Consider the following 24454-nt stretch of genomic DNA (forward strand, 5'->3'; position numbering starts at 1 on the left):
CGATCAGTTCTTGCGCGGGGCCGAGGCGTTGGCCTTCTCTTCCGCATAGTTCTGCGGGAACGCGAGCGCGCTCGTCGCCGGGGATGGTTTGCTGTCGGCATCCGCCGATTTCCGCGCCGTCCTGGCTGCGTCGTCCAGCAGCTTCTCGACCCGCACCAGGATGTCGGCGCCGCGCTTGGTCAGCACCGGCGGCGGACCCGGCTTGGTCTCCAGGATCTTCGGCGCCGCGTTGGCCTGCGCGTTGCTGACATGCTGCGGCGGCAGCTTCTGGCCCATGCCGATGCCGGGGATCTCCCGGACCTCGACGCCCTGATGCGCCGCCAGCATGATGTCGTGCCAGGTCTGCGCCGGCAGCGAGCCGCCGGTCATGCGGTTGGTCGGCGAGTAATCGTCGTTGCCGTACCACACCGCGCAGGTGAAGTTGCCGGTGTAGCCGACGAACCAGGCGTCGCGATACGCATTGGTCGTGCCGGTCTTGCCCGCGGTCGGGATGCCGTCGAGCGCGGCGCGGCGCGCGGTGCCCTCGCTGACCACGTGGCTCATCATGCCGGCCATGTCGGCGGCGACGGAAGCCGGGATCGCCTGCCGCGGCTTCGGCCCGTCGCGGTCCCAGCGCCAGACCAGGTCGCCGGCGCCGGTGCGCACCTCCAGCACCGCATGCGGCGTCACCGCCTTGCCGCGGTTGGGGAAGGTCGCGTAGGCCACGGCGTGCTCGAGCACGGTGACCTCGTCCGAGCCGATCGGCAGCGACGGCGTGTCGGGCAGTGGCGCCTTGAGACCGAAGCGGCGCGCCACCTCGACGATCTTGGCGCGGCCGACCTTGGCGGGGTTCTGCGTCTTGGGCTCGTTCTTCCGGCCGATCTCGATCGACAGCTTCACCGGCACCACGTTGATCGAGCGCGTGATCGCCTGCGTCAGCGTCACCGAGCCCGAATAGGAATGGCCATAGTTCTGCGGGCACCAATTGCCGATGCAGACCGGGCCGTCGACCACGATCGAGTTCGGCGTGTAACCGTTCAGCAGCGCGGTGGTGTAGACGTAGGGCTTGAACGAGGAGCCGGGCTGGCGATAGGCGTCGGTGGCGCGGTTGAACTGGCTGGCGCCGTAGTCGCGGCCGCCGACCATGGCGCGGATGCCGCCGTCGAGATCGGCGACCACGGTCGCAGCCTGCGTCGCGTGATAGTCGCGGCCGAACTGGCGCAGCTGGTTCTCGACCGCGTCTTCGGCCGCCTTCTGCACGTTGGTGTCGATCGCGGTGCGGACCACGAAGACGCGCTCGGTGTAGGACTTCGGGAAGGTGTCGACCAGCTTGCGCATCTCCTCGAAGGCGTAGTCGAGATAATAGTTCGGCGAGGCCTCGTCGCGGCGGTCGACCGCGAAAGCCGGATTGCGGCGGGCGCCGAACACCTGGCCCTCGGTCATGAAGCCGGCGTCGACGAGATTGTCGAGCACGACGTTGGCGCGGGCGCGCGCGGCGGGCAGGTTGATGTGGGGGGCGTACTTGGTCGGGGCCTTGAACAGGCCGGCGAGCATCGCGGCTTCCGCCAAGGTCACGTCGCGTGCCGACTTGTTGAAGTAGAAATGCGCCGCGCCGTCGACGCCGAAGGTGCCGCCGCCCATATAGGCGCGGTCCAGATACAGCTTGAGGATCTCGTTCTTGGTCAGGCGCCATTCCAGCCAGATCGCGAGGAAGGCCTCGTTGACCTTGCGCTCGATGGTGCGCTCGTTGCTCAGGAACAGGTTCTTGGCGAGCTGCTGAGTGATCGAGGAGCCGCCCTGGCGGACGCCGCCGGCCTGCGCGTTGGTGACGAGCGCGCGGGCGGTGCCGGCGATGTCGATGCCGAAATGCTCGTAGAAGCGGCGGTCTTCGGTCGCCAGCGTCGCCTTGATCAGCACGTCCGGAAAATCTTCCAGCGGGATCGAGTCGTTGTGCTTGATGCCGCGGCTGCCGATCGGATTGCCGTAGCGGTCGAGGAAGCTCACCGCGAGATCGGACTTCTTCAGCCAGTCCTCGTCCGCGGTCTCGCGGAAGGCGGGGATGGCGAGGGCGAGCATCACGACCAGGCCGCCGAGGCCCAGCGTCGCCGCCTCCGACAGCGGCTCGATGAACACCCAGCGCTTCCAGCGTCCGACATAGAACCGGTCCATGAAGGTCGAGTAGCGCTCGTAGAGCTCGCGGATGCCCTTGGCCGAGGAGAACAGCGAAGAGTCGATGCGCGCATCGAGATCCAGGAAGAAATTCCGGATCCTCTGCTTCCAATGCGATGGTATGATCTGGCGCACCTGGAACCCTTGAGGCTCGCTTCAAAAGCGTTCAAGCACCCGCCGGGGCGGCGTCGAAACGTCTTGGGGGAATGTTGCGGCAAACCCAAGGCGCCCGGCCAGCATCCGAGGGACTTGCTGTTCCTTCTAGCCGAGCGGGACCCATAAACCAATGGTCACGCTCGCGATTTTGAACAACAGGCCTAATTGACCCCGGTTCATTACGGGCCTCAAAGGCGCCTTGCTTGCACCATCGCGGCCGCACGCCCTAGATGGCGTGGCCGTCACTCTTTCGAACCTTTGTTGAGGCGCATGACCGCAGCTCCCAAACGACCTTCCGGACAGGAAGGATTCTTCTGGAAAACCAAGACGTTGGAAGAGATGTCGGCGGGCGAATGGGAAAGCCTGTGCGATGGGTGCGGCCGCTGCTGCCTGAACAAGCTCGAGGACGAGGATACCGGGCAGATCTACTTCACCCATGTCGGCTGCAAGCTGCTTGATGATGCGAGCTGCGCCTGCAAGGACTATCCGAATCGTTCCGACAAGGTTCCGGATTGCGTCCGCCTGACGCCGGCCAATGTCCGCACCCTGAACTGGCTGCCGCCGAGCTGCGGCTACAAGCTCGTCGCCGAGGGGCGCGACCTCTATTGGTGGCATCCGCTGGTATCAGGCGATCCCAACACCGTGCATGAAGCCGGCGTCTCCGTGCGCGGCCGGGTCGAAGGCAGCGAGGAGGAGATCCCGGACCAGGAGCTCGAGGATCACATCGTGCAATGGCCGGCGCTGCTGCCGAGGCGGGCCCGCCTGAAGCGACGTCCGAAGGACTGAGCCGCCTCGCGCCTCGGATCACCTCTTCGGGATGGCCCGGGGGCGGGATGCACCCATGCGCGGCGGTGCCTGCCCGGGAAGAACTTTGCTGTCTAGATTGGGCTGCATAGAACGAATCCTTCGCGGCGTTGCGCCGCCCCACGACGTCCGAGCGAAATGAACAAGTTCGACCGGCAGGGCAATTCTGCCGACACCCAGACTTTGCCCGACGACATCGCCGAGGAGCTGTCCCGGCTGCCGAGCGAGGTCATCAGCGTCGACGATGCGCCGTCCATCACGCCGCCGGCGCCGCTGTCGCAGGACGAGGTCCGCACCATCGTCATCAGCCTGATGCTGACGATGTTCCTGGCGGCGCTCGATCAGACCATCGTGGCGACCGCGCTGCCGACCATCGGGCGCCAGTTCAACGACGTCTCCAATCTCTCCTGGGTCATCACCGCCTATCTGCTCGCCTCGACCGCGGTCGCGCCGGTGTTCGGCACGCTCAGCGACATCTACGGCCGCCGCGCCATGATCATCATCTCGCTCAGCCTGTTCGTGGCGGGCTCGGTGCTGTGCGCGATCGCGCCGAACATGCCGATGCTGATCCTGGCGCGCGGTCTTCAGGGGCTCGGCGGCGGCGGCATCATGCCCGTCGTGCAGACCGTGATCTCGGACGTCGTGTCCCCGCGCGAGCGCGGCCAGTACCAGGCCTATTTCTCCAGCGTCTGGATGGTCGGCGGCATCTTAGGCCCGGTCATCGGCGGCGTGTTCGCCGAGCACCTGCATTGGTCGATGATCTTCTGGATCAACCTGCCGCTCACGGTTGCGGCGCTCGCGCTGTTGCTGCCGAACATGAAGAAGATCCCGGTGTTCCACCGCAAGCGCAAGGTCGACTGGCTCGGCGGCGTGCTGCTGATGGCCTCGGCCGTCGTCTTCATGCTGGTGCTGACCTGGGGCGGCACGCGCTATGCCTGGCTGTCGCCGACCGTGCTCGCGATGGTGGGTGGCGCGGTCGCGCTCGTCGTCAGCTTCGTCTGGCACGCGCGGCGGGCGGACGAGCCGTTCCTGCCGCTGCCGCTGCTCGGCGGAAGTGTCGTGCCCTTCGGGCTGATGGCGGGCGGCTGTGCGCTCGGCGCGATCACGGGCCTCACGGTCCAGCTGCCGCTCTATTACGAATCCGTCTATCACCTCAGCGCCAGCGAGGCGGGGCTTGCGTTGATTCCGCTGGCGGCCGTCTCGACCCTCGGCGCGGCCATCGCCGGGCGCACGATGGCTCGGGCCAAGCACTACAAGCGCGTCGCCATCATCGGCACATCCTGGGCTGCGCTGTGCGGCCTCGGTCTCACGCTGACGACGCTGCCGCTCTGGGGCCTTTTGACGCTGATGGCCGCGTTTGCGCTCGGCCTCGGCACCACCTTTCCGGTTTGCGTGGTCTCGGTGCAGAATTCGGTCGCCCGGCCGCAGGTCGGCACCATCACCGGCGCATTGAACTTCTTCCGCTCGCTGATGTCCTCGTTCACGGTCGCGGCCTTCGCAGCCATCCTGCTGATCGCGCTCGGCACCGACATCCCGCTCGCCGGCGAGCACCACGCCGCCGGCAGCGTTGCGATTCCCGCCGACGACATGCGCCACGCCTTCCGCTACGTCTTCGGCGCCGCCACCGCGCTGATGACCGTGGCCGCGCTGTGCCTGATCGCGATGGAGGAGCGGCCGCTGGCCGGGCCTTCGGCGAAGCAGCCCGTCGAGATGGCGGAGTAGGGCTCAGCTCGCAGTATCCGGGAAGCTGCTCTTCCGCGGCAGTAGAATCGTGAATTCGGTGAACGCGCCGGGCTTGGTCGCGACCTCGATGGTGCCGCCATGCTGCTTCACCACGATGTCGTGGCTCATCGACAGTCCGAGGCCGGTGCCTTCACCGGCCGGCTTGGTGGTGAAGAACGGGTCGAACATCTTCTCCTTCACCTCGTCCGGGATGCCGGTGCCGTTGTCGCGAATGCGGATCTCGACCTGATCGCCGCGGTCGCGGGTCGCGGCGCTCACGACCGGCTCATAACCGGCCGCCTCGCTCTCCGCCTTGCGTTTGGTGACCGCATGGAATCCGTTTCCGATCAGGTTCAGCAGCACCCGCGTGATCTCCTGCGGGAACAATTCGGCCGAGCCGGCCGCCGGATCGAGGTCGCGTTCGAGCGTCACGTCGAATTGCGGCTGCTCGGCCCGCGCGCCGTGATAGGCGAGGTTGAGGCTTTCCTCGACCACCGCGTTGACGTCGCTCAGGCGCTGCTCGCCGCCGCCCTCGCGCGAATGCAGCAGCATGTTCTTGACGATGGAATCGGCGCGCCGTCCGTGCTGCACGATCCTGCCGAGATTGGCCTTCAGAAGTCCCGTGAGCTCGTCGACATCCGCGCGAACGGCGTCTGCGAGGGCGGCCGGCGCCAGCACCTCGTTCAGCTCGTCGGCCAGTTCGGCGGAGAGCGAGGCAAAATTGTTGACGAAGTTGAGCGGATTCTTGATCTCGTGCGCGATGCCGGCGGTGAGCTGGCCGAGCGATGCCAGCTTCTCGGTTTGCACAAGCCGGTCCTGCGCCGCGCGCAGATCCTCGAGCGACCTTGCGAGCTCTTCGGTGCGGCGCGCGACTTCGTTGAACAGGCTGACATTCTTGATCGCGATCACGGCCTGATCGGCGAAGGTCTGCAACAGGCGGACGTGATGCTCGGCGAAGGCACCGGTCGCGCGGCGCGTCGCGATGATGATGCCGATGGCTTCGCCCTCGCTCATCAAGGGCGCGAACAACATGCTGCGATAGCCGCGGGCACGCGCGATGTCGCGCGCGGCCGGCTCGAGCTCGGTGTCGGGCAGCTGCGCCGCCGTGCCATTGGCGACGAGCCCGTAAGGCGGAAACCGCGCGAACGGCACCGGGAACGAGGCCTGCAGCACGCGATCGCCGGCCGGATCGGTCGGTGTGAACGCCGCAAGGTGCGCGGCGCCGTCGACATAGCGCAGCACCGCCGTCGAGAAGCCGCCGATCAGCCGGTTGGCGTTGGCGGCGATGGCGTCGAACACCGGCTGCACGTCGGACGGCGAGGCGGCCATCACCTTCAGGATGTCGGCCGTCGCGGTCTGGCGCTCCAGCGCCGCTTTCGTCTCGTTGAACAGGCGCGCATTCTCGATCGCGATCACGGCCTGGTCGGCGAAGGTCTGCAGCAGCTGCACGAGGTCGGGCGCGAACGCGCCCGGCTCAGCGCGCGTGACGCTGATCATGCCGACCGGCGTGCCCCGGTTCATCAGCGGCATGAACAGCACGCTGCGGAAGCCGCGCAGCCGCGCCAGCTCGCGGTTCAGTTCCGGAACGTCGTCGGCCTCGCTGTCGGGAAACTGGATCGTTTCGCCGCCGCGCACCAGCGCGAAGGTCGGAAACTCCGTGATCTTGCGCGGGAACGAGGCCTTCAGCCCTTCGTCCGCCTCCGGGCTGGTCGGCGTGTAGGCCACCAGGTGCAACTCGTCGCCGATGAACTGAAGCACGGTGGCGGAAAAGCCGCCCAGCAGGCGCTTGGAGCTCGACGCAATCGCCTCGAAGACCGGACGGGTGTCGGAGGGCGAGGCCGCGATATTGCGCAGGATCTCGGCGCTGGCGCTCTGGCGATCGCGCGCAATCGTCAGCTCGCTGCGCAGCCGCGCGTTCTCGGCTGCGAGCTCAGCGGCGATGTCGTTCGGAGAGTTGGTCATTCCTGATCCGGCTTGATGCCGCGACAGGCGCGGCACGAGGCCGGATTATCACATCTTCCGCGGCGGGAGCCAGCGTCGGGGTTCACCTCTCCCCGCTGGGGAGAGGTGGACGGCTGCGCAAGCAGTTGGACGCCATCGTAGGCGCCCCGGCTCACGTGCCCGGCCGCGACACCTCGGTCTCCTTGGCTGTGATGAACTCCAGCAGCACCGGAACGCCTTCCTGCGTCTTCTGGATGCCGCGCCTGATCGCGGGGACGATATCCTCCGGCCTCGTCACCCGCTCGCCATATCCGCCGAAGGCGCGCGCCATCGCGGCGTAGTCGCCGGAAATGTCGGTCGAGCGATATTTTTCGGTCGAGATCGGCATCACCTTCAGCTCGATCGCCATCGAGAAATTGTTGAGCAGGATCGACATGATCGGGATGCGCTCGCGCACCGCGGTCTCGAAATCCATGCCGGTGAAGCCGATGGCCGCATCGCCCCAGACGTTGATGCAGAGCTTGTCGGGCTTGGCGAGCTTGGCGCCCATCGCCAGCCCCAGGCCGTAGCCGAGCTGTGTCGTCTTGCCCCAGCCGAGATAGGTGAGGGGCTTTGTCGACTTCCAGAACGGCGAGAGCTGGTCGCGCGGGCTGCCGGCATCGTGCGTGATGATGGTGTTGTCGATATCGACCGTGTGCTGCAAGTCCCACAGCACGCGATAGGGGCTGAGCGGGGAGTCGTTGCTGGTGAGCTTCGGCATCCATTTCGCCAGCCACTCCCGGTGCGAGGCCGCGATCTCGGCCGCAACAGTCGAGGCGTCGCGATCCGCGGTGACGGTCCTGCCGATCTCCTCCAGCAGCGCGTCGAGCACCAGGCCGGCATCGCCGACCAGGCCGATCCTGGCCTCCACATCCTTGTTGAGATGGTTGGGATCGAGCGTGGAATGGATGATGGTCTTGCCCTTCGGCATCGCGATGCCGAAATTCGTTTCGGTGAACGAGCAGCCGATGCCGAAGATGACGTCGGCTTCGCCGAGGAATTTCGGCACCGCGCGCGGCACAGCAAGGCCGCCGGAGCCGAGCGAGAGCGGATGCGTTTCCGGGAACGAGGATTTGCCTCCCAAGCTGGTGGTGACGGGGATCGCCAGCCGCTCGGCGAGCCGCTTCAACTGCGGCCAGGCCTGCGCGTAATGCACGCCCTGGCCGGCATAGATCACCGGCCGCTTGGCATTGACGAGCAGGCTGGCGGCTTCCTTGACATGCACGGGATCGGCGCCGTAGCGCGTGCGCAGAACCGGTGTGTAGGCGAGCGGCTCCGGCACCTCCTCGTTCCACATGTCCGCGGGGATCTCGACGATGACGGGCCCGCCGCGGCCATTCTTCAACTTGGTGAAGGCGCGGCGGAAGATGTTGGCGACCTCAGCCGCCAGGATGATCGGCTCGGACGACTTCGCAAACGGCTTCATCGCCTCGCTGGAATTGAAGTTCGGCTCGATATGCGCCAGCCGGCGCTGATAGCCCATAGGCAGCACCAGCACGGGCACGGACTCGCCGAAGCATTGCGCGACGCCGCCCATCGCATTCTCCGCGCCGGGCCCATGCTGCATGCAGAACGCGCCGATCGAGCGCCCCGAGGTCACGCGCGAGATCGCATCCGCCATGTGGATGCCGACGCGCTCCTGCCGCACCATCACGGGGCGGATCTCGGCCTTCGCCGCATGCTCGATCAGATGGTTGACCGGATAGCCGCAGAGGATCTCGATCCCCTCGCGCCGCATGATTTCCGCAATGGCGGTGCCGAGCTTCATGGCGTCTCTCTCCCAGGCAAGGCCGGTTGATCCGGCGATTGGGGAGAGAGGATCAGGAAACGGCGTGATGGACAAGCGCTCCAGGTCGCGGCGATCGGAGGTCAGCCATGCAGGCGCCGATGTGCGGGCGATTGCGTTGGCGCCTCAGCATCTGAGCGCGGACGCCAACGCAAGTCAGTCCTCATCCTGAGGGCCCGCCAAGGGCGGGCGTCTCGAAGGATGGCTGCAGGCGATGGGCGAGCGAAAGCGGGGCCACCATCCGTTGTGGTGCACGACGGGCAAAACACCCCAGCCCTAGGTCGATAGCCGTGCGCTAAAATATTCGTATTTACAGAAATTCGCTTTTGCCGTACAAGCTGGACATCCCGCCCGCCACAAGGGGCGTTTCGCGATCGTCACGAGACGCGGGCCGGGATGCGGTGGCCGCGACGGCGTCGGCGCGCGATGGGGCTTGCAGGGCGGGAAACCGTGAGCAGCGACAGGCGCGGTACGACACGGCGCTGACAGCGTCCTTTGTTCGGTCTCGGCAGCGAGCGCACGCCAGCTGTCGGGAAGGCGGACGGGGATGTGCGCGGACGGAGAAGTCGTGTGGTCCTGACGCCCGGGGTTCTGGCGTCAAGTCTTGCGGTGATGTGGCGGCCGACCGGTGCGCGCATCGATCAGCCGCAAGACGACGGGGGCAATAGTGCAACGCTCCCCGAGGAGAGCACGAAGGACACCGTGAAAACCATCGCGCAGGGAAGGCCGGGCGACCGGCATCACCTGTCGTCCACCCCGTGCGCGTTCTTTTCGCACACGCGGGACTTCGGGTGCCAGCCGGCGCCCGGCCTTCCCTGCGCCCTTGCTTTCAAAAGGGCGGAAGAGGCAGCAAAGCTCGGGCGAAACAAGCCGCGAGGATGAGAAGGTATGTCTATCGCCTGAAATCGGTCTCGTGCCGCTGCAGAGCCGGGCCCATGTCGCAGAGCGCGATCATCGGGAAGATGGGTCCCGGCTCTGCGCCGCAACGTGAAGAACGTTGCAGCGCGTCCGGGACACGAGAGACGCGGTCGCGACCGGCGTCCGCTACGCCTTCTCCTCCAGCGCGCGGCGCAGCCTTCGGATAATGACGCCACGGGCGCGGTCGTCGGCAGCGGCTCCGATCCTGTCGCTGATGTCGAGCACGAGCTCGGACATCTCGTTGTGCCAGTCGAGACGGGTCACGGCCTCCGGCGCGAGCCGCCGGCGGTGATCGACGTCGAGCACGCGCGGCTCCGGCGTGGCGAGCTCGTAGATGTCGTCCAGGATCGGCTGGTAGACCCTGGCCGCCGGAATGATGCGCCCGGCGACGCGCTCGGCGAGTCCCGCGACCGCGCCTTCCTCGCCATGGACCAGGAACAGCCCGCGAGCGATGGGGCGGCGCGCCGCGATCCAGCTGGCCATGCCGGCCCCGTCGGCATGGCCCGAATATTCGTCGATCATGCGGATGCGGGCTGCGACCTTGATCTCCTCGCCCTGGATCCGCACCGCCTTGGCGCCGTTCTGAAGGAAACGGCCGAGCGTGCCGTTGGCCTGGAAGCCGGCGAGCAGCACGGTCGCGCGCTCGTTCCAGAGCCAGCGCTTCAGATGATGGCGGATGCGGCCGGCGTCGCACATGCCGCTCGCGGCGATGATGATGTGGAATCCGGACAGGCGCATGATCGCCTTGCTCTCGTCCGGGGTTTCGGTGAACTTGAGATGCGGAGAGTTGAGCAGGCGGGTGGCGTCGACGGATGGGTCGAGGCTCTCGGAATGCCGGCGGAACACTTCGGTGGCGCGGATCGCGAGCGGAGAATCGAGGAAGATCGGTGCGGTCGGAATCTCGCCGTGCTCCATCAGGTCGACGAGATCGACGATCAGCTCCTGGGTGCGCTCGACCGCGAAGGCGGGGATCAGCAGCGCTCCGCCGGCCGCCGCGGCGTCGCGTACCTCGGCGGCGAGGTGCTTGCGGCGGAGTGCGGGTGTCGTGGCCTCGCGTATCCGGTCGCCATAGGTCGCTTCCGAAATGACGTAGTCGAAATCGGTTGGCGCTTCGGGATCGGGCTGCAGCAGCTTGGCCTCCGGCCCGACGTCGCCGGAGAGCAGCACGCGCAGCGGACGCGGTGCGCCGTGCTCGGCGATCTCCAGCTCGATCGAGGCCGAGCCGAGCAGATGGCCGGCGTTCCAGTAGCGCGCGCGGACGCCCGGGATCACGTCGGTCCAGCGTTCATAGTCGACCGCGCGAAACGATTGCAGCGATGCGATCGCATCGGCCTGCGTGTAGATCGGGTGCACCTCCTTGCGCCCGCGCGAGGCGTTGCGCCGGTTGAGCTGCGTGACTTCCGATTCCTGGATGCTGCCGGCGTCGGGCAGCATGTAGGAGCAGAGGTCGATCGTGCCGCGCGTTGCCAGGATCGGTCCCTCGAACCCTCCTCGCACCAGCTTCGGCAACAGGCCGCTGTGGTCGATATGGGCATGCGTGAGCAGCACGGCATCGATATCGGCGGGACGAAACGGAAAGGCGCCGTAATTGAGCTCCTTCAGCGTCTTCTGGCCCTGGAACAGACCGCAATCGACCAGGAAGCGGCCGCTTGCGGTCTGGAACAGATAGCTCGACCCGGTCACGGTGCGGGCGGCACCGCAGAATCGAACGGTAATGCTCATGGAATTGTCTCCGGAAGCTGTGTCGTCGGTAGTTCGGACCGCAAGGCGGCCGCAAGACTCTCGTCGAGCGCAATCGCATTGGTCGGATGCGGCACGCTGTCGGTCGAGCGGATCGACCGGATGCCGGCTTCAGTGAATGCAGCGATCATCGCCGGCCGAAACAGCGCGTGCGTCACGACCGCATCGACCGCGGTCGCGCCCATCGCCGCCAGCGCCCTGGCCGCGGCGATCAGCGTCGTGCCGGAAGAGACGATGTCGTCCACCAGCAGCGCGGGCCGTCCCGACAGCAGGCCGGGATCGGCAAAGTCGATCGAAACGGATCGATCGCCATGCCGCGTCTTTCGCGCCATTGTGTGCTGCAAGCGCAGCCGGCGCGCGATGTCGCTCACCCAGGGCTCGGACTCCATGTCGGGCCCGATCACGACGGTCGCGGGGTCGATGCCGCCCGTCGCCAGCGCGTTCGCGATCGCTGGCATGGCGGACAGGTTCTCCGCTTCGATACCTGGAAACACCGATCTGATGTCGGGGGTGCGATGCAAATGCGCATCGACGGTGACAATGCGGTCGACGGTCCTTGCGAGCAGACCGCCCACCGCATGCTGGCTGATGGCTTCGCCGGCATGAAAGGCAGCGTCCTGCCGCATGTAGCAGAGATAGGGCGCGACCAGCACCAGCCGCTTCGCGCCATCGCGCCGCAAGGCCTCCGCGGCGAACAGCAGGGCGATCAGCTTGTCATTGGGTTGATCGAGCGGGGCATAGAGCAGAGTGGTGTCGGCGGCGGGCGCGACGGTGACGCGCAGCTCGCCGTCCGGAAAACGATGCACGACGATCTCGGCGCAGGACAGCCCGAGCCGGGCCGCAAGGGGCCTCGCCGCATCGCGGCCGCCGGGCAATGTCTGGAGCGCGATCGTGCTCACGAGGCCGACTTGCGCTGCGGGGCCTCGTGACCGTTGACGACGTAGCCGGTCTCCTCAGTGGCGGCATCGGCAGCCAGATCATGCTCGGGGCGGTCGAACGTGTAGACGCGATAGAGCGGCTCGCCCTGCTCGACGCGATCGCCGATCTTCTTGAACAGGCGGATGCCGGCGCCCTTGTCGAGCGGCGCGCCGGCGGTGCGGGCGAGGCGGTTCAGACGCAGGCAGTCGATCGCGGACACGGTGCCGTCATGGGAAGCCTCGACGTCGAAGCTGAGCGATCCCAGCTCGTTGCTGCAGGTCGACGGACCCTGGGCGTCGATGATCTTCTGCATCTGCTTCAACGCCGCGCCGCTATCGAGCAATTCGCGCGCCCGCGCATAGCCGGCGCCGCCGCGCAGCTTCGGATCGTACTCCAGCAGATGCGCGGCGAGCCGCAGCGACTTCTCGCGCAGGTCGCGCGGCGCATCGGGCTCGTTGCCGAGCACCGCCATGACGTCATTGGCCTCGAGCACGGGCCCGATGCCGTTGCCGATCGGCTGGCTTCCGTCGGTCACGATCACCTCGACGGAGCGGCCGAAGCGGTCGCCGACGAATTCGAACAGCTTGCGCAGTCGCATCGCCTCGACGCCGCTGGTGACCTTCGCGGTCGGGCCGACCGGAATGTCGATCAGCAGATGGGTCGAGCCGGCCGCGATCTTCTTGGAGATGATCGAGGCGACCATCTGCTCGCGGGTATCGAGGCTGAGCGGACGCTCGACCGAGATCAGGACGTCGTCGGCCGGCGACAGGTTCACGTGCCCGCCCCAGATCAGGCAGCCGTTGCAGGCCGAGACGATCGCCTTCATCTCCTCGGCGCCGACATTCACCCGCGCCAGAACCTCCATCGTGTCGGCGGTGCCGGCAGGCGAGGTGATGGCGCGCGAGGAGGTCTTGGGGATCGGCAGGCCGTGCGCGGCGACGATCGGCACCACGACCATCGAGGTGCGGTTGCCGGGGATGCCGCCGATGCAATGCTTGTCGACGACGATCGGGGACGGCCACACCAATTGGGTGCCGGCCTGGGCCATCGCACCGGTGAGGGCGAGCAGCTCGTCGCTGGTGATGAAGCTCGCCGAGCCGATCAGGAAGGCGGCGATCTCCATGTCCGAGTAGCGATAATGGGCGAGGTCGTTGATGATCGCGCCGATCTCGGCCTGGCTCAAGGTTCGGCCGCGGATCTTGGCGCGCACCGCCTCCAGGCTCTCCGGAGGCACGGCGGGCCTGACCGTGACCTGCGTGCCCACGCCTTGCGCGAAGCGCCGGAACGCCGGCTCGGACAGTCCGATCTCGTCCGGTGCCGCCAGCGTATCGTCGTCCGTGATCAGCAGGGTCGCCAGCATGACCTTGTCGCCCTGGCGCAGCTCGACGCGGCTGAAGCCGCGGAAGAGCTCGGCGCGCAGCGCCTTCGACTTTCTGGAGAGGACGACGACGTTCTCGCGGCCGGTGTCGAGCCGGACCCGGCGGATCTTCAATTGGGCGTGCGAAAGCTCTGGATGCATGGACAGGCCGGCAGCGAGGAAACTCGGCCTTCATGCTTAGACGTGGCGGCGCTGATGCTGTTGACGCAGATCATGGCCGGCGCGACCGCGGCCGGCGTTACTTGATCGCCGTGCTGATCGCCTCGAACTTGTTGGCGAGGAGTGCGCTGCCGGTGCCGTTCACGGCGGTCACGATCGCCAGCGCGATCCCCGCGGCGATGAGGCCGTACTCGATGGCGGTCGCACCATTCTCATCGGCAAGGAAAGACCTAAGCAAACGCATTGCCCAACTCCTGTTCATCCGATCCAACGTATGGTCGCGTCGTCATCGAATTCGTCAATAGATCGAATAAGCTTGGTGCGCCAAAAAATTAAGCCCGCGCGATCGCGCCTCCGCTGATACGACGGCAGTCATTAAATTAGGGTTCCGCCGGTGCGTCCAAATGGATTCAAATCGGTAGTCCCTCGCGGTCGCATCAGGAGGAGGGTGCCGCTTAACGGATTGTTGAGGCTGTTTGCCGGGCCAGCGCGTTCATCGGCGCCGTCCGGGCGCGTTCAGGGCCCGCAACATGGCGATACGGGCGAACATCACCCAGCCGCCGCCCGTCTCGGCCGCATTGATCAGGGTTTCGACGGCGGTCTGCCAGTGCACCTCGCGCTGGGCGTCCTCGGGCAGCTGCATGATGTAGTCCGCGGCGTCCTGGAGCGTGATCAGCGTGCGCCTGCTGCTCACGCGCACGGGATCGTCGAACGCCGTCGACCAGGGCATGTCAGGCGGCCCGATCCGCGAGGAGTGACATCACGGCGTGATTGCAGGATGCGGCGCTGTCAGCCCGCCTTCTTCGCCCGCGCCGGCGCGCGGACCGGCTTGTCGGCGGCCTTCTTTGGAGCCTCCTTCGCCTTCGCCGCAGCATCCTTGCCGCCCTTGCCGGATATCGGCAGCAGCATCTCGCGCTGGCCCTCGACGCGCTTCTTCGGCTTCCTGGCCTTGGCCTCCTTGGCGACCTTCGCTGCGGGCGCTGTGTCCTTCTCGTTCGCGATGCTCTTCTTCAGCGCGTCCATCAGGTTGATGACGTTGCCGCCGGTCTTCGGCGCCGCCTTGGCTGCGATCGGCATGCCGCTGCGCTTCTTGTTGATGAGATCGATCAGGGCGGTTTCGTAATGATCCTCGAACAGCTCCGGCTCGAACGCGCCGGACTTCTTCTCGACGATGTGCCGGGCGAGGTCGAGCATGTCCTTGGTGAGCTTCACGTCCTGGATGTCGTCGAAATATTCCGTCTCGCTGCGGACCTCGTAGGGGTAGCGCAGCAGCGTGCCCATCAGCCCGCTCTCGAGCGGCTCGAGCGCGATGATGTGCTCGCGGTTGGTCAGCACCACGCGGCCGATGGCGACCTTGTCCATGCTGCGGATGGTCTCGCGGATCACGGCATAGGCGTCGTGGCCGACCTTGCCGTCCGGCACGAGATAATAGGGACGGATCAGATAGCGGTTGTCGATGTCGGTCTTCGGCACGAACTCGTCGATCTCGATCGTGTGGGTGGAATCGAGCGCGATCTCGTCGAGCTCGTCCTTGGTGACCTCGATGTAAGTATCGGTGTCGACCTTGTAGCCCTTGACGATGTCCTCGGAGGTCACCTCGTCGCCGGTCTCGGCGTCGACCTTGAGGTACTTGATCCGGTGGCCGGTCTTGCGGTTGATCTGGTTGAAGGAGACCTTCTCGGTATCCGAAGTGGCCGGGTAGAGCGCAACCGGGCAGGTCACGAGCGACAGACGCAGAAAACCCTTCCAATTGGCGCGGGGGGCCATGGGCTACTCCAAACGCAACAGAGACAGACTTATAAGGATACCATCGAGGAACAACGAATCAAAGCAAGGTCGGTTGCTGAATCTTCCAACTGCGTTAACCGGCCGCTGCGCCCTGCTGTCGCTGCCCGATCCGGGCGCAAGGGCCGGAACATCATATCCCATCACGCGTTGGCCCTGACATCAGCTGCGAGGAGGTCGCGGCTAATCGAAGCGACATCCAGATTGAGGGCATCATGGCAACCACGCGAGAGCAGCGTCAGATCGTGGAAACTCCGACCGAGGCGCGCCAGGGCGAGCCCGGACCTTCGGTGGCGGCACTGCTCGCCATTTCGACCGGCCTTGCTATCCTGATCCTCGCCGTCGTCTGGTTCGTGTTCTTCCGGACCTGAGGGCCGAGAGGAAGGCGGACTCTTCAGACCTGCCGCGGGTACGCGGCACATTGCGCCCGCCCTGCTGCCGGTTCGGTCCGGCCGCAGGGCGGGCGCAGTCGCGTCGGCTATCGACATCCTATATGACCAAAAAGTAAGGCGGCAGGTTCCCCGCGTTCATATTCAGTTCACGCCGGAATTGCTCATCTGTTGCCGTGTTGTCGCGGTCTATTGCTGGAGAGAAGCGTGCGCCTGCTCGTTGTTGAGGACGACCCTGATCTCAATCGCCAGCTCACCAAGGCGCTGACCGACGCCGGCTATGTCGTCGATCGGGCCTTCGACGGGGAAGAGGGGCACTATCTCGGCGACAACGAGCCGTACGATGCCGTCGTGCTCGACATCGGCCTGCCGAAGAAGGACGGCATCTCGGTGCTGGAGGCCTGGCGCCGCAACGGCCGCACCATGCCGGTCCTGATCCTCACCGCACGCGATCGCTGGAGCGACAAGGTGCAGGGGTTCGACGCCGGGGCCGACGACTACGTCGCCAAACCGTTCCACCTGGAGGAAGTTCTGGCACGCATCCGCGCGCTGCTGCGCCGCTCCACCGGCCATGCCCAGAGCGAGCTCAGCTGCGGTCCCGTCACGCTCGATACCAGGACCGGCCGGGTCAGCGTGTCGGGCAATCCCGTCAAGATGACCTCGCACGAATATCGGCTTCTGGCCTACCTGATGCACCATTCCGGGCGGGTGGTCTCCCGCACCGAGCTGGTTGAGCATCTCTACGACCAGGACTTTGACCGCGACTCCAACACGATCGAGGTCTTCGTCGGCCGCATCCGCAAGAAGCTCGATGTCGACATCATCCAGACCGTCCGCGGCCTCGGCTATCTCCTGACCCCGCCGGCCGCCTGACGCGGTCCGGGGCTTGACGGGCTGCCCGACAGGGGCCTTGGTCCGGTCATGACCGCCGACGCCCCGCCATCCTGCGCCTCCCGGGATATTTCCGATGGCCGCTAGCTCACTTGCCAACCGGCTGTTCCTGTCGGCGACCGCCTGGCTCGTGGTCATCCTGGCCATCACCGGCGTGGTGCTGTCGTCGGTCTACAAGGACGCCACCGAGCGCGCCTTCGACCGCCGGCTCAACCTCTATCTGCGTACCCTGATCGCCGAGGTCGCCACCCCCGACGAACCGCCGGATCGCCAGTTCCAGTCGCTGGGCGAGCCCCTGTTCGAGCTGCCGCTGTCGGGCTGGTACTGGCAGATCACGCGGACCGACACCGAAAAGCCGGAAGTGCGCTCCTCGCGCTCGCTCTGGGACAAGAAGCTGCCGAAGCTGGAGGAGCAGGGCGCCGAGCTCACCGCGGCCGGCATTCGCCTTGCCTATGTCGACGGGCCCGAAGGGCAGAACCTGCGCATGGTCGAGCGTCCCGTCGATCTCGGCGCCGACGGCAAGTTCCTGGTCAGCGTCGCCGGCGACGACACCGAGATTTTCGACGAGACGCGTAGCTTCGATTATTATCTCGGCGGCACCTTCACCGCGCTCGGCATCGTGCTGCTGCTGACGACCGTGTTCCAGGTCCGTTTCGGCCTGGCGCCGCTCAAGCGCATCTCGGAATCGATCGCCGACATCCGCTCCGGGCGGGCGGAGCGGCTCGAGGGCGAATTCCCGGTCGAGATCGCGCCGTTGGCGCGCGAGACCAACGCGCTGATCGACGCCAATCGCGAGATCGTCGAGCGCGCGCGCACCCATGTCGGCAATCTCGCCCACGCGATCAAGACGCCGCTCTCGGTCATCGTCAACGAGGCCGGCGCCCACATTGCCGATCCCTTCGCGGCCAAGGTGATGGAGCAGGCGGACGTGATGCGCGACCAGGTCGCCCATCATCTGGAGCGCGCCCGCATCGCCGCGCGGGTCTCCGTGGTCGCAACCGTGACGGAGGTGGCGCCCGCGATCGAGGCGCTGCGGCGGACCATGGAGAAGATCCATCGCGATCGCGGCATCCTGGTCGAGGCCAAGGCCGATCCGTCGGCGAAATTTCGCGGCGAGCGCCAGGATCTGGAGGAGATGGTCGGCAATCTCGTCGACAATGCCTGCAAATGGGCGGTCTCGCGCGTTTTCATCGAGGTCCTGGTGGATCCGCCGCCCCAGGCGGGGGCGGGCCCGCGGCTGCGGATCGTCGTCGACGACGACGGCCGCGGCCTGTCGGAGGCCGAGCGCGCCCAGGTCTCCCGGCGCGGCCAGCGGCTCGACGAGTCCAAGCCCGGCTCGGGATTGGGGCTGTCGATCGTGACCGACCTCGCCGCGCTCTACGGCGGCAGCCTCTCGCTCGGCGGCGCGCCGACCGGCGGCCTGCGCGCCGAGCTGATCCTTCCGGGAATATAATCCGTTGTTCCGGCGTGGATTTTCGCCTTCGCCAAGGGCCGGCCGACGCCGGCCAAGGGGATTCGGCCCGACTTCCTAAACGGCTTCTTAAGTGGGCCCTCCTATGATCGCGCCCGGACGCATCCATGTCCGCGATTTCACCGTGCATTACCCGGGCGCATGAGCCAGACATCGATCGAGCGGCTGAGGGAATATCTCGCGCAGCTCCCGCCGCAGGCGCAGGCGCTGCTGATGCGGGAGTTCGAGCGTGCGCTCGAGCGCGGCCAGGACACGGCGGTGGCGACCCTCGTGCTCGAGCAGTTGCGCAAGATCGTCCGCAAGACCGAGGCCGACGAAGCCCCGCCGCCGCGCACGGACGATCTGTCGCGGCTGCTGTTCCAGGTGCTGGAACCGTTCCTGGTCGAAGCCGGCGTCCCGATCCGGGTCGGCCAGATTCGCCGCTCCTCGCTCCAGCCGATCTGGCAATGGCTCGGCCGGGACGGCGCGCCGGCCAAGATCAACGAATTCGAGGCCGCGCTGGCCCGCATGCCCGCCGACAGTGCGGGGCAGGTCGAGGCCTTGGCACTGAAGCTCCAGGCCGCGGCTGCGGACGCCATTTTCGCGTTGACGGGTCCCGGTGGCGGCGACAAATCGCGGGCGCTGGCCCGGGTCGGCCCGCCCAACGTGATCGAGGACCTCTACTCGATCGGAGCGGTGCTCCAGGTCCGCGAGGCCATCGCCAGCCTGAACGAGAAGCTGCCGCGGACCTTGCGCGCATTCGGCGATTCCCAGATCGCCTCGGTGACGTCGGCGCTCAACATTCCGGTGCTGCAGACGCCGCAAATGCTGCCCTTCGCGCTGTCGGTCGTGGTGCAGCGGATGACCGCGCCGTGGCAGATCATTCGCCTTGCCATCAAGATCGCCGCCTCCGACGACGAGATCCGCGTCGCGGCGACGCCTTACGGTGCTGCCATCACGATCGCGCTGCACGATCTGTCCTGTGTCGCGGCCACCTTGCGCATGGACATCAAGCGCGGCCATTTCGACAACGTGGCCGGTAATCTCAAAGCGTTGCATGACGGCGTGCGCGGCCTGCGCACCGAGCTCGACCTGCGCAACGATTCCGCCTGGGGCAAGCAGCTGATCTCGATCCGGGCCGACATCTCCAACGCGCTGCAATCCGAGATCGACAGCGTTCCCGGCCGGGTCCGCCGCATCCTGCGCCAGCGGCCCGAGAAGGACATTCCGCCGGGCGCGCGGATCGACGGTACCGAGGTGGAGGAGACCTTGGCGCTGATCGATTTCGTCGCGACCTGCCGCAATTATGCGAGCGAGCTTGCGATCAACGAGGTGACGCTGCGCACCTATTCCGATCTCCAGCAATATGTCGAACGCTCGACCGAGCAGCTGGTGCAGTCGTTGCGCGCCGCCGATCATAAGGTCCGCACCTATCGGCAACAGCAGGTGGACGCCGCGATTCGCTTCTGCCAGGTGCTGTTTGGCGACGATTACGCCTCGCTGATGAGCCGGGCCGCGCAAAACGCCGCTACCGGCGAGCGCAAATCGTCGCGCGCGAGCTGATTAAGCGCATATTTTCGTGATCACAATTTCTGGTTGACGGTGGCGGTAGCGCGCCGTACGGTCCCCGTAGAAATCCGGGGGACATCTATTTGTGGCGCATGAAACCCGTCATCAGCTCGATCGAAATTGAGAACCGTGTCGTCGTTGCCAAGTATCAAAGGCTGATGGTCGGCGCCAAAGTGGTGCTGGTCGAGAAGGCAAGCGGCCGGCAATGGTCCGAGACCATCACGCGGGTTGCGTCGCCGGTTCCCGTTGGCGCGCTGCGCATCAGATTGCCGGAGGCCGTCACGCCGGGAACGTATTTCCTGAAGGCCTTCAACGGCCACGGCGAGCAGGCCGCGCAAAGTGCGGATTTCGAGATCGGCTAAGCCGTTGGATTCGCATCGTTTCGAGACTGCGTGCGGTCGCGCCGAATTGACAATTGTCAATTGCCGCATCGTCCGGCCGTGGTGTAAAGGCACCTATGGGCGCACTTCGTGCGCTGCCGGAAACTTGCCAGATGACGCTATGGTTCGTGTTCGCGCTGATGACGGTCGCGGCGATTTTCGCCGTGCTGTGGCCGCTTGGCCGCAAGGGACGCGCGCAAGATCAAGGTAGCGAGGTCGCGGTCTACAAGGACCAGCTGGCCGAGATCGAGCGTGATCTCGCCGCAGGCTCGATTCCGGCGCCCGACGCCGAGGCCGCGCGCATCGAGATCAGCCGCAGGCTGCTTGCCGCGGCGGCCAGCGAGCCCGCGATGGCAGCGACGTCGAACGTGACATGGCGCCGTGTCGCAGCCGTGCTGGCGCTCGCCGGACTGCCGCTCGTTGCGATCGGCGTCTACATGCCGCTCGGCTCGCCGAAGCTTCAGGACTTTCCGCTGGCGCAACGGGAGCGCGTGCCGGGCAAGGCGCAGTCGCTCGAGAATCTCGTCGCCCAGGTCCAGCAGCATCTGGAGACGAATCCAACCGACGGCCGCGGCTGGAACGTGCTCGCGCCGGTGCTGCAGCGGCTCGGCCGGTTCGACGATGCGGTGCGCGCCTATCGCAACTCGCTCACCTACAATGGCGAAAGCGCGGAGCGCCGGGCCGATCTCGGCGAAGCGATCGCGGCCGCCGCCGGCGGCGTGGTGACCGCCGAGGCCAAGACCGAGTTCGAGCGGGCCCACGCGCTGGACGCGGACGATCCCAAGGCCAATTACTTCCTAGGTCTCGCCGCCGAGCAGGACGGCCGCAAGGACGATGCAGCCAATATCTGGCGCGGGCTGCTTGCGAAAGCGCCCGCCGATGCGCCCTGGCGCGCCCTGGTGCAGACCTCGCTGGCTCGGGTCGGCGGCGGCGGCACGATGCCGGCGCTGTCCGATGAGACGATTGCCGCGTCCAAGGACATGGCCGAAGGCGATCGCAACGCGATGGTGCGGGGCATGGTCGAACGTCTGGCCACCCGCTTGAAGCAGAACGGCGACGACGTCGAGAGCTGGCTGCGCCTGGTGCGCGCCTATCTCGTGATGGGCGAGCGGGACAAGGCGATGGGGGCGTCGGCCGATGCCCGGCAGGCGGTGGCCAGCGATGGCGAGCGGCTTCGCCAGCTCAACGAAGGCCTCAGGACGCTCGGGCTCGGCGGATGACGATGTCGGGACGACAGAAGCGGAGAACGGATACGCCATGACGCGCAAGCAGCGACGTATGACCATCATCGGCGGCTCGCTCGCCGTGCTCGCGCTCGCGGCCGCGCTGGTGCTCAACGCCCTTCGCGACTCCATCGTATTCTTCTCGACGCCGACCATGGTCGCCGAGAAGCACATCGAGCCGGGCAAGCGGTTTCGTCTCGGTGGGCTGGTGCAGCCCGGCTCGCTGCAGCGTGGGGACAATCTCGCGGTGACCTTCGAGGTCGCCGACGGCAATGCCAAGCTGCCGGTAGCTTACAAGGGCATCCTGCCCGACCTGTTCCGCGAGGGGCAGGGCGTCGTCGCTGAAGGTGCGCTCGACGCCAACGGCGTGTTCAAGGCCGATACCGTGCTTGCCAAGCATGACGAGACCTACATGCCCAGGGACGTCGCCGATGCCCTGAAGAAGCAGGGGCACTGGAAGGACGATTACGGCGGCAAGCCCGCTGACGGCGGCAAGACGTCTGATGCGGGCAGGCCGGCGACGACGGCGCAGGGCAATCCGCAAGGAGCGGTGCGGTGATCGCAGAAACCGGACATTACGCCCTGGTGCTGGCGCTTGGGCTCGCACTGATCCAGTCGATCGTGCCCCTGATCGGCGCGCGCCTGCGCGACGCGGCGCTCATGAACGTGGCGCGCTCCGCGGCGCTGGCGCAGCTTCTGTTCGTCGGCGCTTCGTTCACGGCTCTCGTGATGCTGCACGTGAACTCGGATTTCTCGGTCGCCAACGTCTACGAGAATTCCCATTCGATGAAGCCGCTGCTCTACAAGATCACCGGCGTCTGGGGAAACCATGAAGGCTCGATGCTGTTGTGGGTGTCGATCCTCGCGTTGTTCGGCGGGCTGGTCGCCGCCTTCGGCAACAACTTGCCGCTGTCGCTGCGCGCGCATGTGCTCGCAGTCCAGGCCTGGGTCGCCGGCGCCTTCTATCTCTTCATCCTCGTGACGTCGAACCCGTTCCTGCGTATCGCGAGCCCGCCGATCGAGGGACGCGATCTCAATCCGGTGCTTCAGGACATCGGGCTCGCCGTGCATCCGCCGATGCTCTATCTCGGCTATGTCGGTTTCTCGATCTCGTTCTCCTTCGCCATCGCGGCGTTGATGGAGGGACGGATCGACGCGGCCTGGGCGCGCTGGGTGCGGCCGTGGACGCTGGTCGCCTGGATCTTCCTGACGCTCGGCATCGCCATGGGCTCGTACTGGGCCTATTACGAGCTCGGCTGGGGCGGCTGGTGGTTCTGGGATCCGGTCGAGAACGCCTCGCTGATGCCGTGGCTCTCCGGCACCGCGCTGCTCCATTCGGCGCTGGTGATGGAGAAGCGCAACGCGCTGAAGGTCTGGACCATCCTGCTCTCGATCCTGACCTTCTCGCTGTCGCTGCTCGGCACCTTCCTGGTGCGCTCGGGCGTCATCACCTCGGTGCACGCCTTCGCCACCGATCCCACCCGCGGCGTGTTCATCCTGCTGATCCTGTGCCTGTTCATCGGCGGCAGCCTGTCCCTGTTCGCAGGCCGCGCCACTTCGTTGAAGCAGGGCGGCCTGTTCGCGCCGATCTCGCGCGAGGGCGCGCTGGTCCTGAACAATCTGCTGCTCACGGTCGCCTGCGCCGTCGTGCTGTTCGGCACGCTCTATCCGCTGGCGATGGAAATGCTCGCCGACTTCAAGATGTCGGTCGGTGCACCGTTCTACAACCTGACCTTCGCACCGCTGTTTGCCCTGTTGCTGCTGGCCGTGCCGTTCGGGCCGATGCTGGCGTGGAAGCGCGGCGACCTGCTCGGCGTGACGCAGCGCCTGCTCGCTGCGGGCGTCGCCGGCCTTGCCGCCGTCGCCATCGCCTGGGGCTGGGCGACCGGCGGCAGCACGCTGGCGCCGCTCGCGATCGGGCTCGGCGTCTTCGTCATCGCCGGCGCGGTCACCGACATCGTCGAGCGGACCGGTCTCGTGCGGCTGCCGTTCGCAACCGTGCTGCACCGGGCGCGCGGCCTGCCGCGCTCGGCCTGGGGCACCGCGTTTGCGCATGCCGGCCTCGGCGTGGCGCTGATCGGGATCGTCTGCGAGACCACCTGGAACAGCGAATATATCGCGACGATGAAGCAGAACGAGGTCGCCCACATCGCCGGCTTCGACGTGAAGCTCGACGGCGTGCTGCAGCGTCAGGGCCCGAACTATCGCGAGATGATCGCCGAGTTCAACGTCAGCCGCGACGGCGCCCCGCTCAGCGTCATGACGCCGTCCAAGCGCAGCTTCACCACCCGCGGCTCCTCGACCACCGAGGCCGCGCTGCTGACGCGCGGCGCGAGCCAGCTCTATATCTCGCTCGGCGACGCCAACGCCGAGGGCGCCATCGCCGTGCGCATCTATTACAAGCCGATGGTGCTCATGATCTGGTGGGGGCCGGTGCTGATGGCGTTCGGCGGCGTGCTGTCGCTGTCCGACCGGCGGCTGCGGGTCGGCGCGCCGAAGCCGGCGCGGGCCAAGCAGCGCCTCCAGCCGGCGGAGTGATCCAATGCGCCGGATCATGGCCGCGTTCGCCTTGCTGATGCTGCTGGCTTTGCCTGCGGCCCACGCGGTGCAGCCCGACGAGATCATGTCGGATCCCGCCAAGGAAGCCCGTGCGCGCGAGCTGTCGCGCGAGCTGCGCTGCATGGTCTGCCAGAATCAGTCGATCGACGATTCCGATGCGCCCCTGGCGCGCGACCTGCGGCTCCTGGTGCGCGAGCGCATCGGCGCCGGGGACAGCAATTCGCAGGTGCTCGATTTCCTGGTCGCGCGCTACGGCGAGTTCGTGCTGTTGAAGCCGCGCTTCGAGCGTCAAAACGCGCTGCTGTGGCTGCTCGGACCGCTGCTGCTGATCGGGGGCGGCGTGGCGTTGTGGCTGCAAATCCGGCGTCGCGCCCATGGCGGTGCAGACGTACCTGCGCCGCCGCTGACGGCCGACGAAAAAGCGAAGCTCGCGGCCTTGATGTCCGAGGAGACCAAATCTCCGTAGCCACGCGATCATCGTCGTGGCCACGTAGTCCTA

20 protein-coding genes are annotated in these 24454 nt (G+C 66.6%); 11 read left to right on the top strand and 9 right to left on the bottom strand.

Annotated elements, in window-relative coordinates; genetic code table 11:
* Positions 1-3: 3 nt before the first annotated feature.
* Positions 4-2283: a transglycosylase domain-containing protein gene (locus tag K410_RS0113770; RefSeq protein WP_028135417.1), complete on the bottom strand. Its 2280-nt coding sequence runs from the start codon at positions 2281-2283 to the stop codon at positions 4-6.
* A 291-nt stretch (positions 2284-2574) separates the two neighbouring features.
* Here K410_RS0113770 and K410_RS0113775 point away from each other — a divergent pair, with 291 nt between their 5' ends.
* Together K410_RS0113775 and K410_RS0113780 are read left to right on the top strand one after the other, a co-directional pair.
* A complete protein-coding gene (locus tag K410_RS0113775) occupies positions 2575-3090 on the top strand; it encodes a YcgN family cysteine cluster protein (protein ID WP_028135418.1) in 516 nt (171 codons plus the stop codon).
* Positions 3091-3246: 156 nt separating this feature from the next.
* A complete protein-coding gene (locus K410_RS0113780; RefSeq protein ID WP_028135419.1) occupies positions 3247-4830 on the top strand; it encodes an MDR family MFS transporter in 1584 nt (527 codons plus the stop codon).
* A gap of 3 nt (positions 4831-4833) precedes the next feature.
* Here the strand turns inward: K410_RS0113780 and K410_RS0113785 are convergent, their stop codons facing one another.
* From K410_RS0113785 to ku, 8 genes are all read right to left on the bottom strand, one after another.
* Entirely contained in the window at positions 4834-6792 is a 1959-nt protein-coding gene (locus tag K410_RS0113785; RefSeq protein WP_049820036.1) for a GAF domain-containing sensor histidine kinase, read from the bottom strand.
* Between the two features lie 151 nt (positions 6793-6943).
* Positions 6944-8578: a thiamine pyrophosphate-requiring protein gene (locus K410_RS0113790; RefSeq protein ID WP_028135421.1), complete on the bottom strand. Its 1635-nt coding sequence runs from the start codon at positions 8576-8578 to the stop codon at positions 6944-6946.
* A gap of 1062 nt (positions 8579-9640) precedes the next feature.
* On the bottom strand, positions 9641-11236 hold the full coding sequence (locus K410_RS0113805) for an MBL fold metallo-hydrolase (RefSeq protein WP_028135422.1): 1596 nt from the start codon (positions 11234-11236) through the stop codon (positions 9641-9643).
* On the bottom strand, positions 11233-12153 hold the full coding sequence (locus tag K410_RS0113810; RefSeq protein ID WP_028135423.1) for a ribose-phosphate diphosphokinase: 921 nt from the start codon (positions 12151-12153) through the stop codon (positions 11233-11235). The genes K410_RS0113805 and K410_RS0113810 overlap by 4 nt, the downstream gene beginning before the upstream one ends.
* On the bottom strand, positions 12150-13691 hold the full coding sequence (locus K410_RS0113815; RefSeq protein WP_028135424.1) for a thymidine phosphorylase family protein: 1542 nt from the start codon (positions 13689-13691) through the stop codon (positions 12150-12152). The genes K410_RS0113810 and K410_RS0113815 overlap by 4 nt, the downstream gene beginning before the upstream one ends.
* Positions 13692-13788: 97 nt before the next feature.
* Positions 13789-13953, bottom strand: coding sequence for a Flp family type IVb pilin (locus K410_RS0113820; protein WP_028135425.1), 165 nt, complete (start codon positions 13951-13953; stop codon positions 13789-13791).
* Positions 13954-14202: 249 nt separating this feature from the next.
* Positions 14203-14439, bottom strand: coding sequence for a hypothetical protein (locus K410_RS0113825; RefSeq protein ID WP_028135426.1), 237 nt, complete (start codon positions 14437-14439; stop codon positions 14203-14205).
* Between the two features lie 59 nt (positions 14440-14498).
* Positions 14499-15476, bottom strand: a complete 978-nt coding sequence (ku, locus tag K410_RS0113830; protein ID WP_028135427.1) for a non-homologous end joining protein Ku — start codon at positions 15474-15476, stop codon at positions 14499-14501.
* A gap of 233 nt (positions 15477-15709) precedes the next feature.
* On the opposite strand from ku, the gene K410_RS40365 reads away from it, so the two are divergent.
* The 9 genes from K410_RS40365 to K410_RS0113875 all read left to right on the top strand — a co-directional run bounded on the left by K410_RS40365 (position 15710) and on the right by K410_RS0113875 (position 24421).
* On the top strand, positions 15710-15865 hold the full coding sequence (locus K410_RS40365; protein ID WP_187435894.1) for a hypothetical protein: 156 nt from the start codon (positions 15710-15712) through the stop codon (positions 15863-15865).
* A gap of 225 nt (positions 15866-16090) precedes the next feature.
* The gene (locus K410_RS0113840; RefSeq protein ID WP_018315821.1) at positions 16091-16756 is read left to right on the top strand and encodes a response regulator transcription factor; all 666 of its coding nucleotides are present in this window, start codon (positions 16091-16093) and stop codon (positions 16754-16756) included.
* 94 nt (positions 16757-16850) lie between these two features.
* Positions 16851-18227 (top strand): sensor histidine kinase, encoded by a 1377-nt coding sequence (locus K410_RS0113845; RefSeq protein ID WP_028135428.1) that lies wholly within the window; start codon positions 16851-16853, stop codon positions 18225-18227.
* 159 nt (positions 18228-18386) lie between these two features.
* The gene (locus K410_RS0113850) at positions 18387-19787 is read left to right on the top strand and encodes a hypothetical protein (protein ID WP_028135429.1); all 1401 of its coding nucleotides are present in this window, start codon (positions 18387-18389) and stop codon (positions 19785-19787) included.
* A gap of 98 nt (positions 19788-19885) precedes the next feature.
* Entirely contained in the window at positions 19886-20155 is a 270-nt protein-coding gene (locus tag K410_RS0113855; RefSeq protein ID WP_028135430.1) for a hypothetical protein, read from the top strand.
* A gap of 131 nt (positions 20156-20286) precedes the next feature.
* Entirely contained in the window at positions 20287-21393 is a 1107-nt protein-coding gene (gene ccmI / locus K410_RS0113860) for a c-type cytochrome biogenesis protein CcmI (protein ID WP_028135431.1), read from the top strand.
* Positions 21394-21430: 37 nt separating this feature from the next.
* Positions 21431-21955 carry a cytochrome c maturation protein CcmE gene (gene ccmE / locus K410_RS0113865; RefSeq protein ID WP_028135432.1) on the top strand — a complete coding sequence of 175 codons (525 nt, stop codon included), beginning with the start codon at positions 21431-21433 and terminating at the stop codon, positions 21953-21955.
* Positions 21952-23934, top strand: a complete 1983-nt coding sequence (locus tag K410_RS0113870; protein ID WP_028135433.1) for a heme lyase CcmF/NrfE family subunit — start codon at positions 21952-21954, stop codon at positions 23932-23934. The genes ccmE and K410_RS0113870 overlap by 4 nt, the downstream gene beginning before the upstream one ends.
* A gap of 4 nt (positions 23935-23938) precedes the next feature.
* Positions 23939-24421 carry a cytochrome c-type biogenesis protein gene (locus K410_RS0113875; RefSeq protein WP_028135434.1) on the top strand — a complete coding sequence of 161 codons (483 nt, stop codon included), beginning with the start codon at positions 23939-23941 and terminating at the stop codon, positions 24419-24421.
* Positions 24422-24454 lie beyond the last annotated feature (33 nt).

The organism is Bradyrhizobium sp. 22 (assembly GCF_000482425.1).
Classification (GTDB): domain Bacteria; phylum Pseudomonadota; class Alphaproteobacteria; order Rhizobiales; family Xanthobacteraceae; genus Bradyrhizobium; species Bradyrhizobium japonicum_B.

Coding starts and splice junctions, on each gene's coding strand:
- K410_RS0113775 (WP_028135418.1), top strand. CDS start 2,575: ATGACCGCAGCTCCCAAACGACCTTCCGGACAGGAAGGATTCTTCTGG.
- K410_RS0113780 (WP_028135419.1), top strand. CDS start 3,247: ATGAACAAGTTCGACCGGCAGGGCAATTCTGCCGACACCCAGACTTTG.
- K410_RS0113785 (WP_049820036.1), bottom strand. CDS start 6,792: ATGACCAACTCTCCGAACGACATCGCCGCTGAGCTCGCAGCCGAGAAC.
- K410_RS0113790 (WP_028135421.1), bottom strand. CDS start 8,578: ATGAAGCTCGGCACCGCCATTGCGGAAATCATGCGGCGCGAGGGGATC.
- K410_RS0113805 (WP_028135422.1), bottom strand. CDS start 11,236: ATGAGCATTACCGTTCGATTCTGCGGTGCCGCCCGCACCGTGACCGGG.
- K410_RS0113815 (WP_028135424.1), bottom strand. CDS start 13,691: ATGCATCCAGAGCTTTCGCACGCCCAATTGAAGATCCGCCGGGTCCGG.
- K410_RS0113820 (WP_028135425.1), bottom strand. CDS start 13,953: ATGCGTTTGCTTAGGTCTTTCCTTGCCGATGAGAATGGTGCGACCGCC.
- K410_RS0113825 (WP_028135426.1), bottom strand. CDS start 14,439: ATGCCCTGGTCGACGGCGTTCGACGATCCCGTGCGCGTGAGCAGCAGG.
- ku (WP_028135427.1), bottom strand. CDS start 15,476: ATGGCCCCCCGCGCCAATTGGAAGGGTTTTCTGCGTCTGTCGCTCGTG.
- K410_RS40365 (WP_187435894.1), top strand. CDS start 15,710: ATGGCAACCACGCGAGAGCAGCGTCAGATCGTGGAAACTCCGACCGAG.
- K410_RS0113845 (WP_028135428.1), top strand. CDS start 16,851: ATGGCCGCTAGCTCACTTGCCAACCGGCTGTTCCTGTCGGCGACCGCC.
- K410_RS0113850 (WP_028135429.1), top strand. CDS start 18,387: ATGAGCCAGACATCGATCGAGCGGCTGAGGGAATATCTCGCGCAGCTC.
- K410_RS0113855 (WP_028135430.1), top strand. CDS start 19,886: ATGAAACCCGTCATCAGCTCGATCGAAATTGAGAACCGTGTCGTCGTT.
- ccmI (WP_028135431.1), top strand. CDS start 20,287: ATGACGCTATGGTTCGTGTTCGCGCTGATGACGGTCGCGGCGATTTTC.
- ccmE (WP_028135432.1), top strand. CDS start 21,431: ATGACGCGCAAGCAGCGACGTATGACCATCATCGGCGGCTCGCTCGCC.
- K410_RS0113875 (WP_028135434.1), top strand. CDS start 23,939: ATGCGCCGGATCATGGCCGCGTTCGCCTTGCTGATGCTGCTGGCTTTG.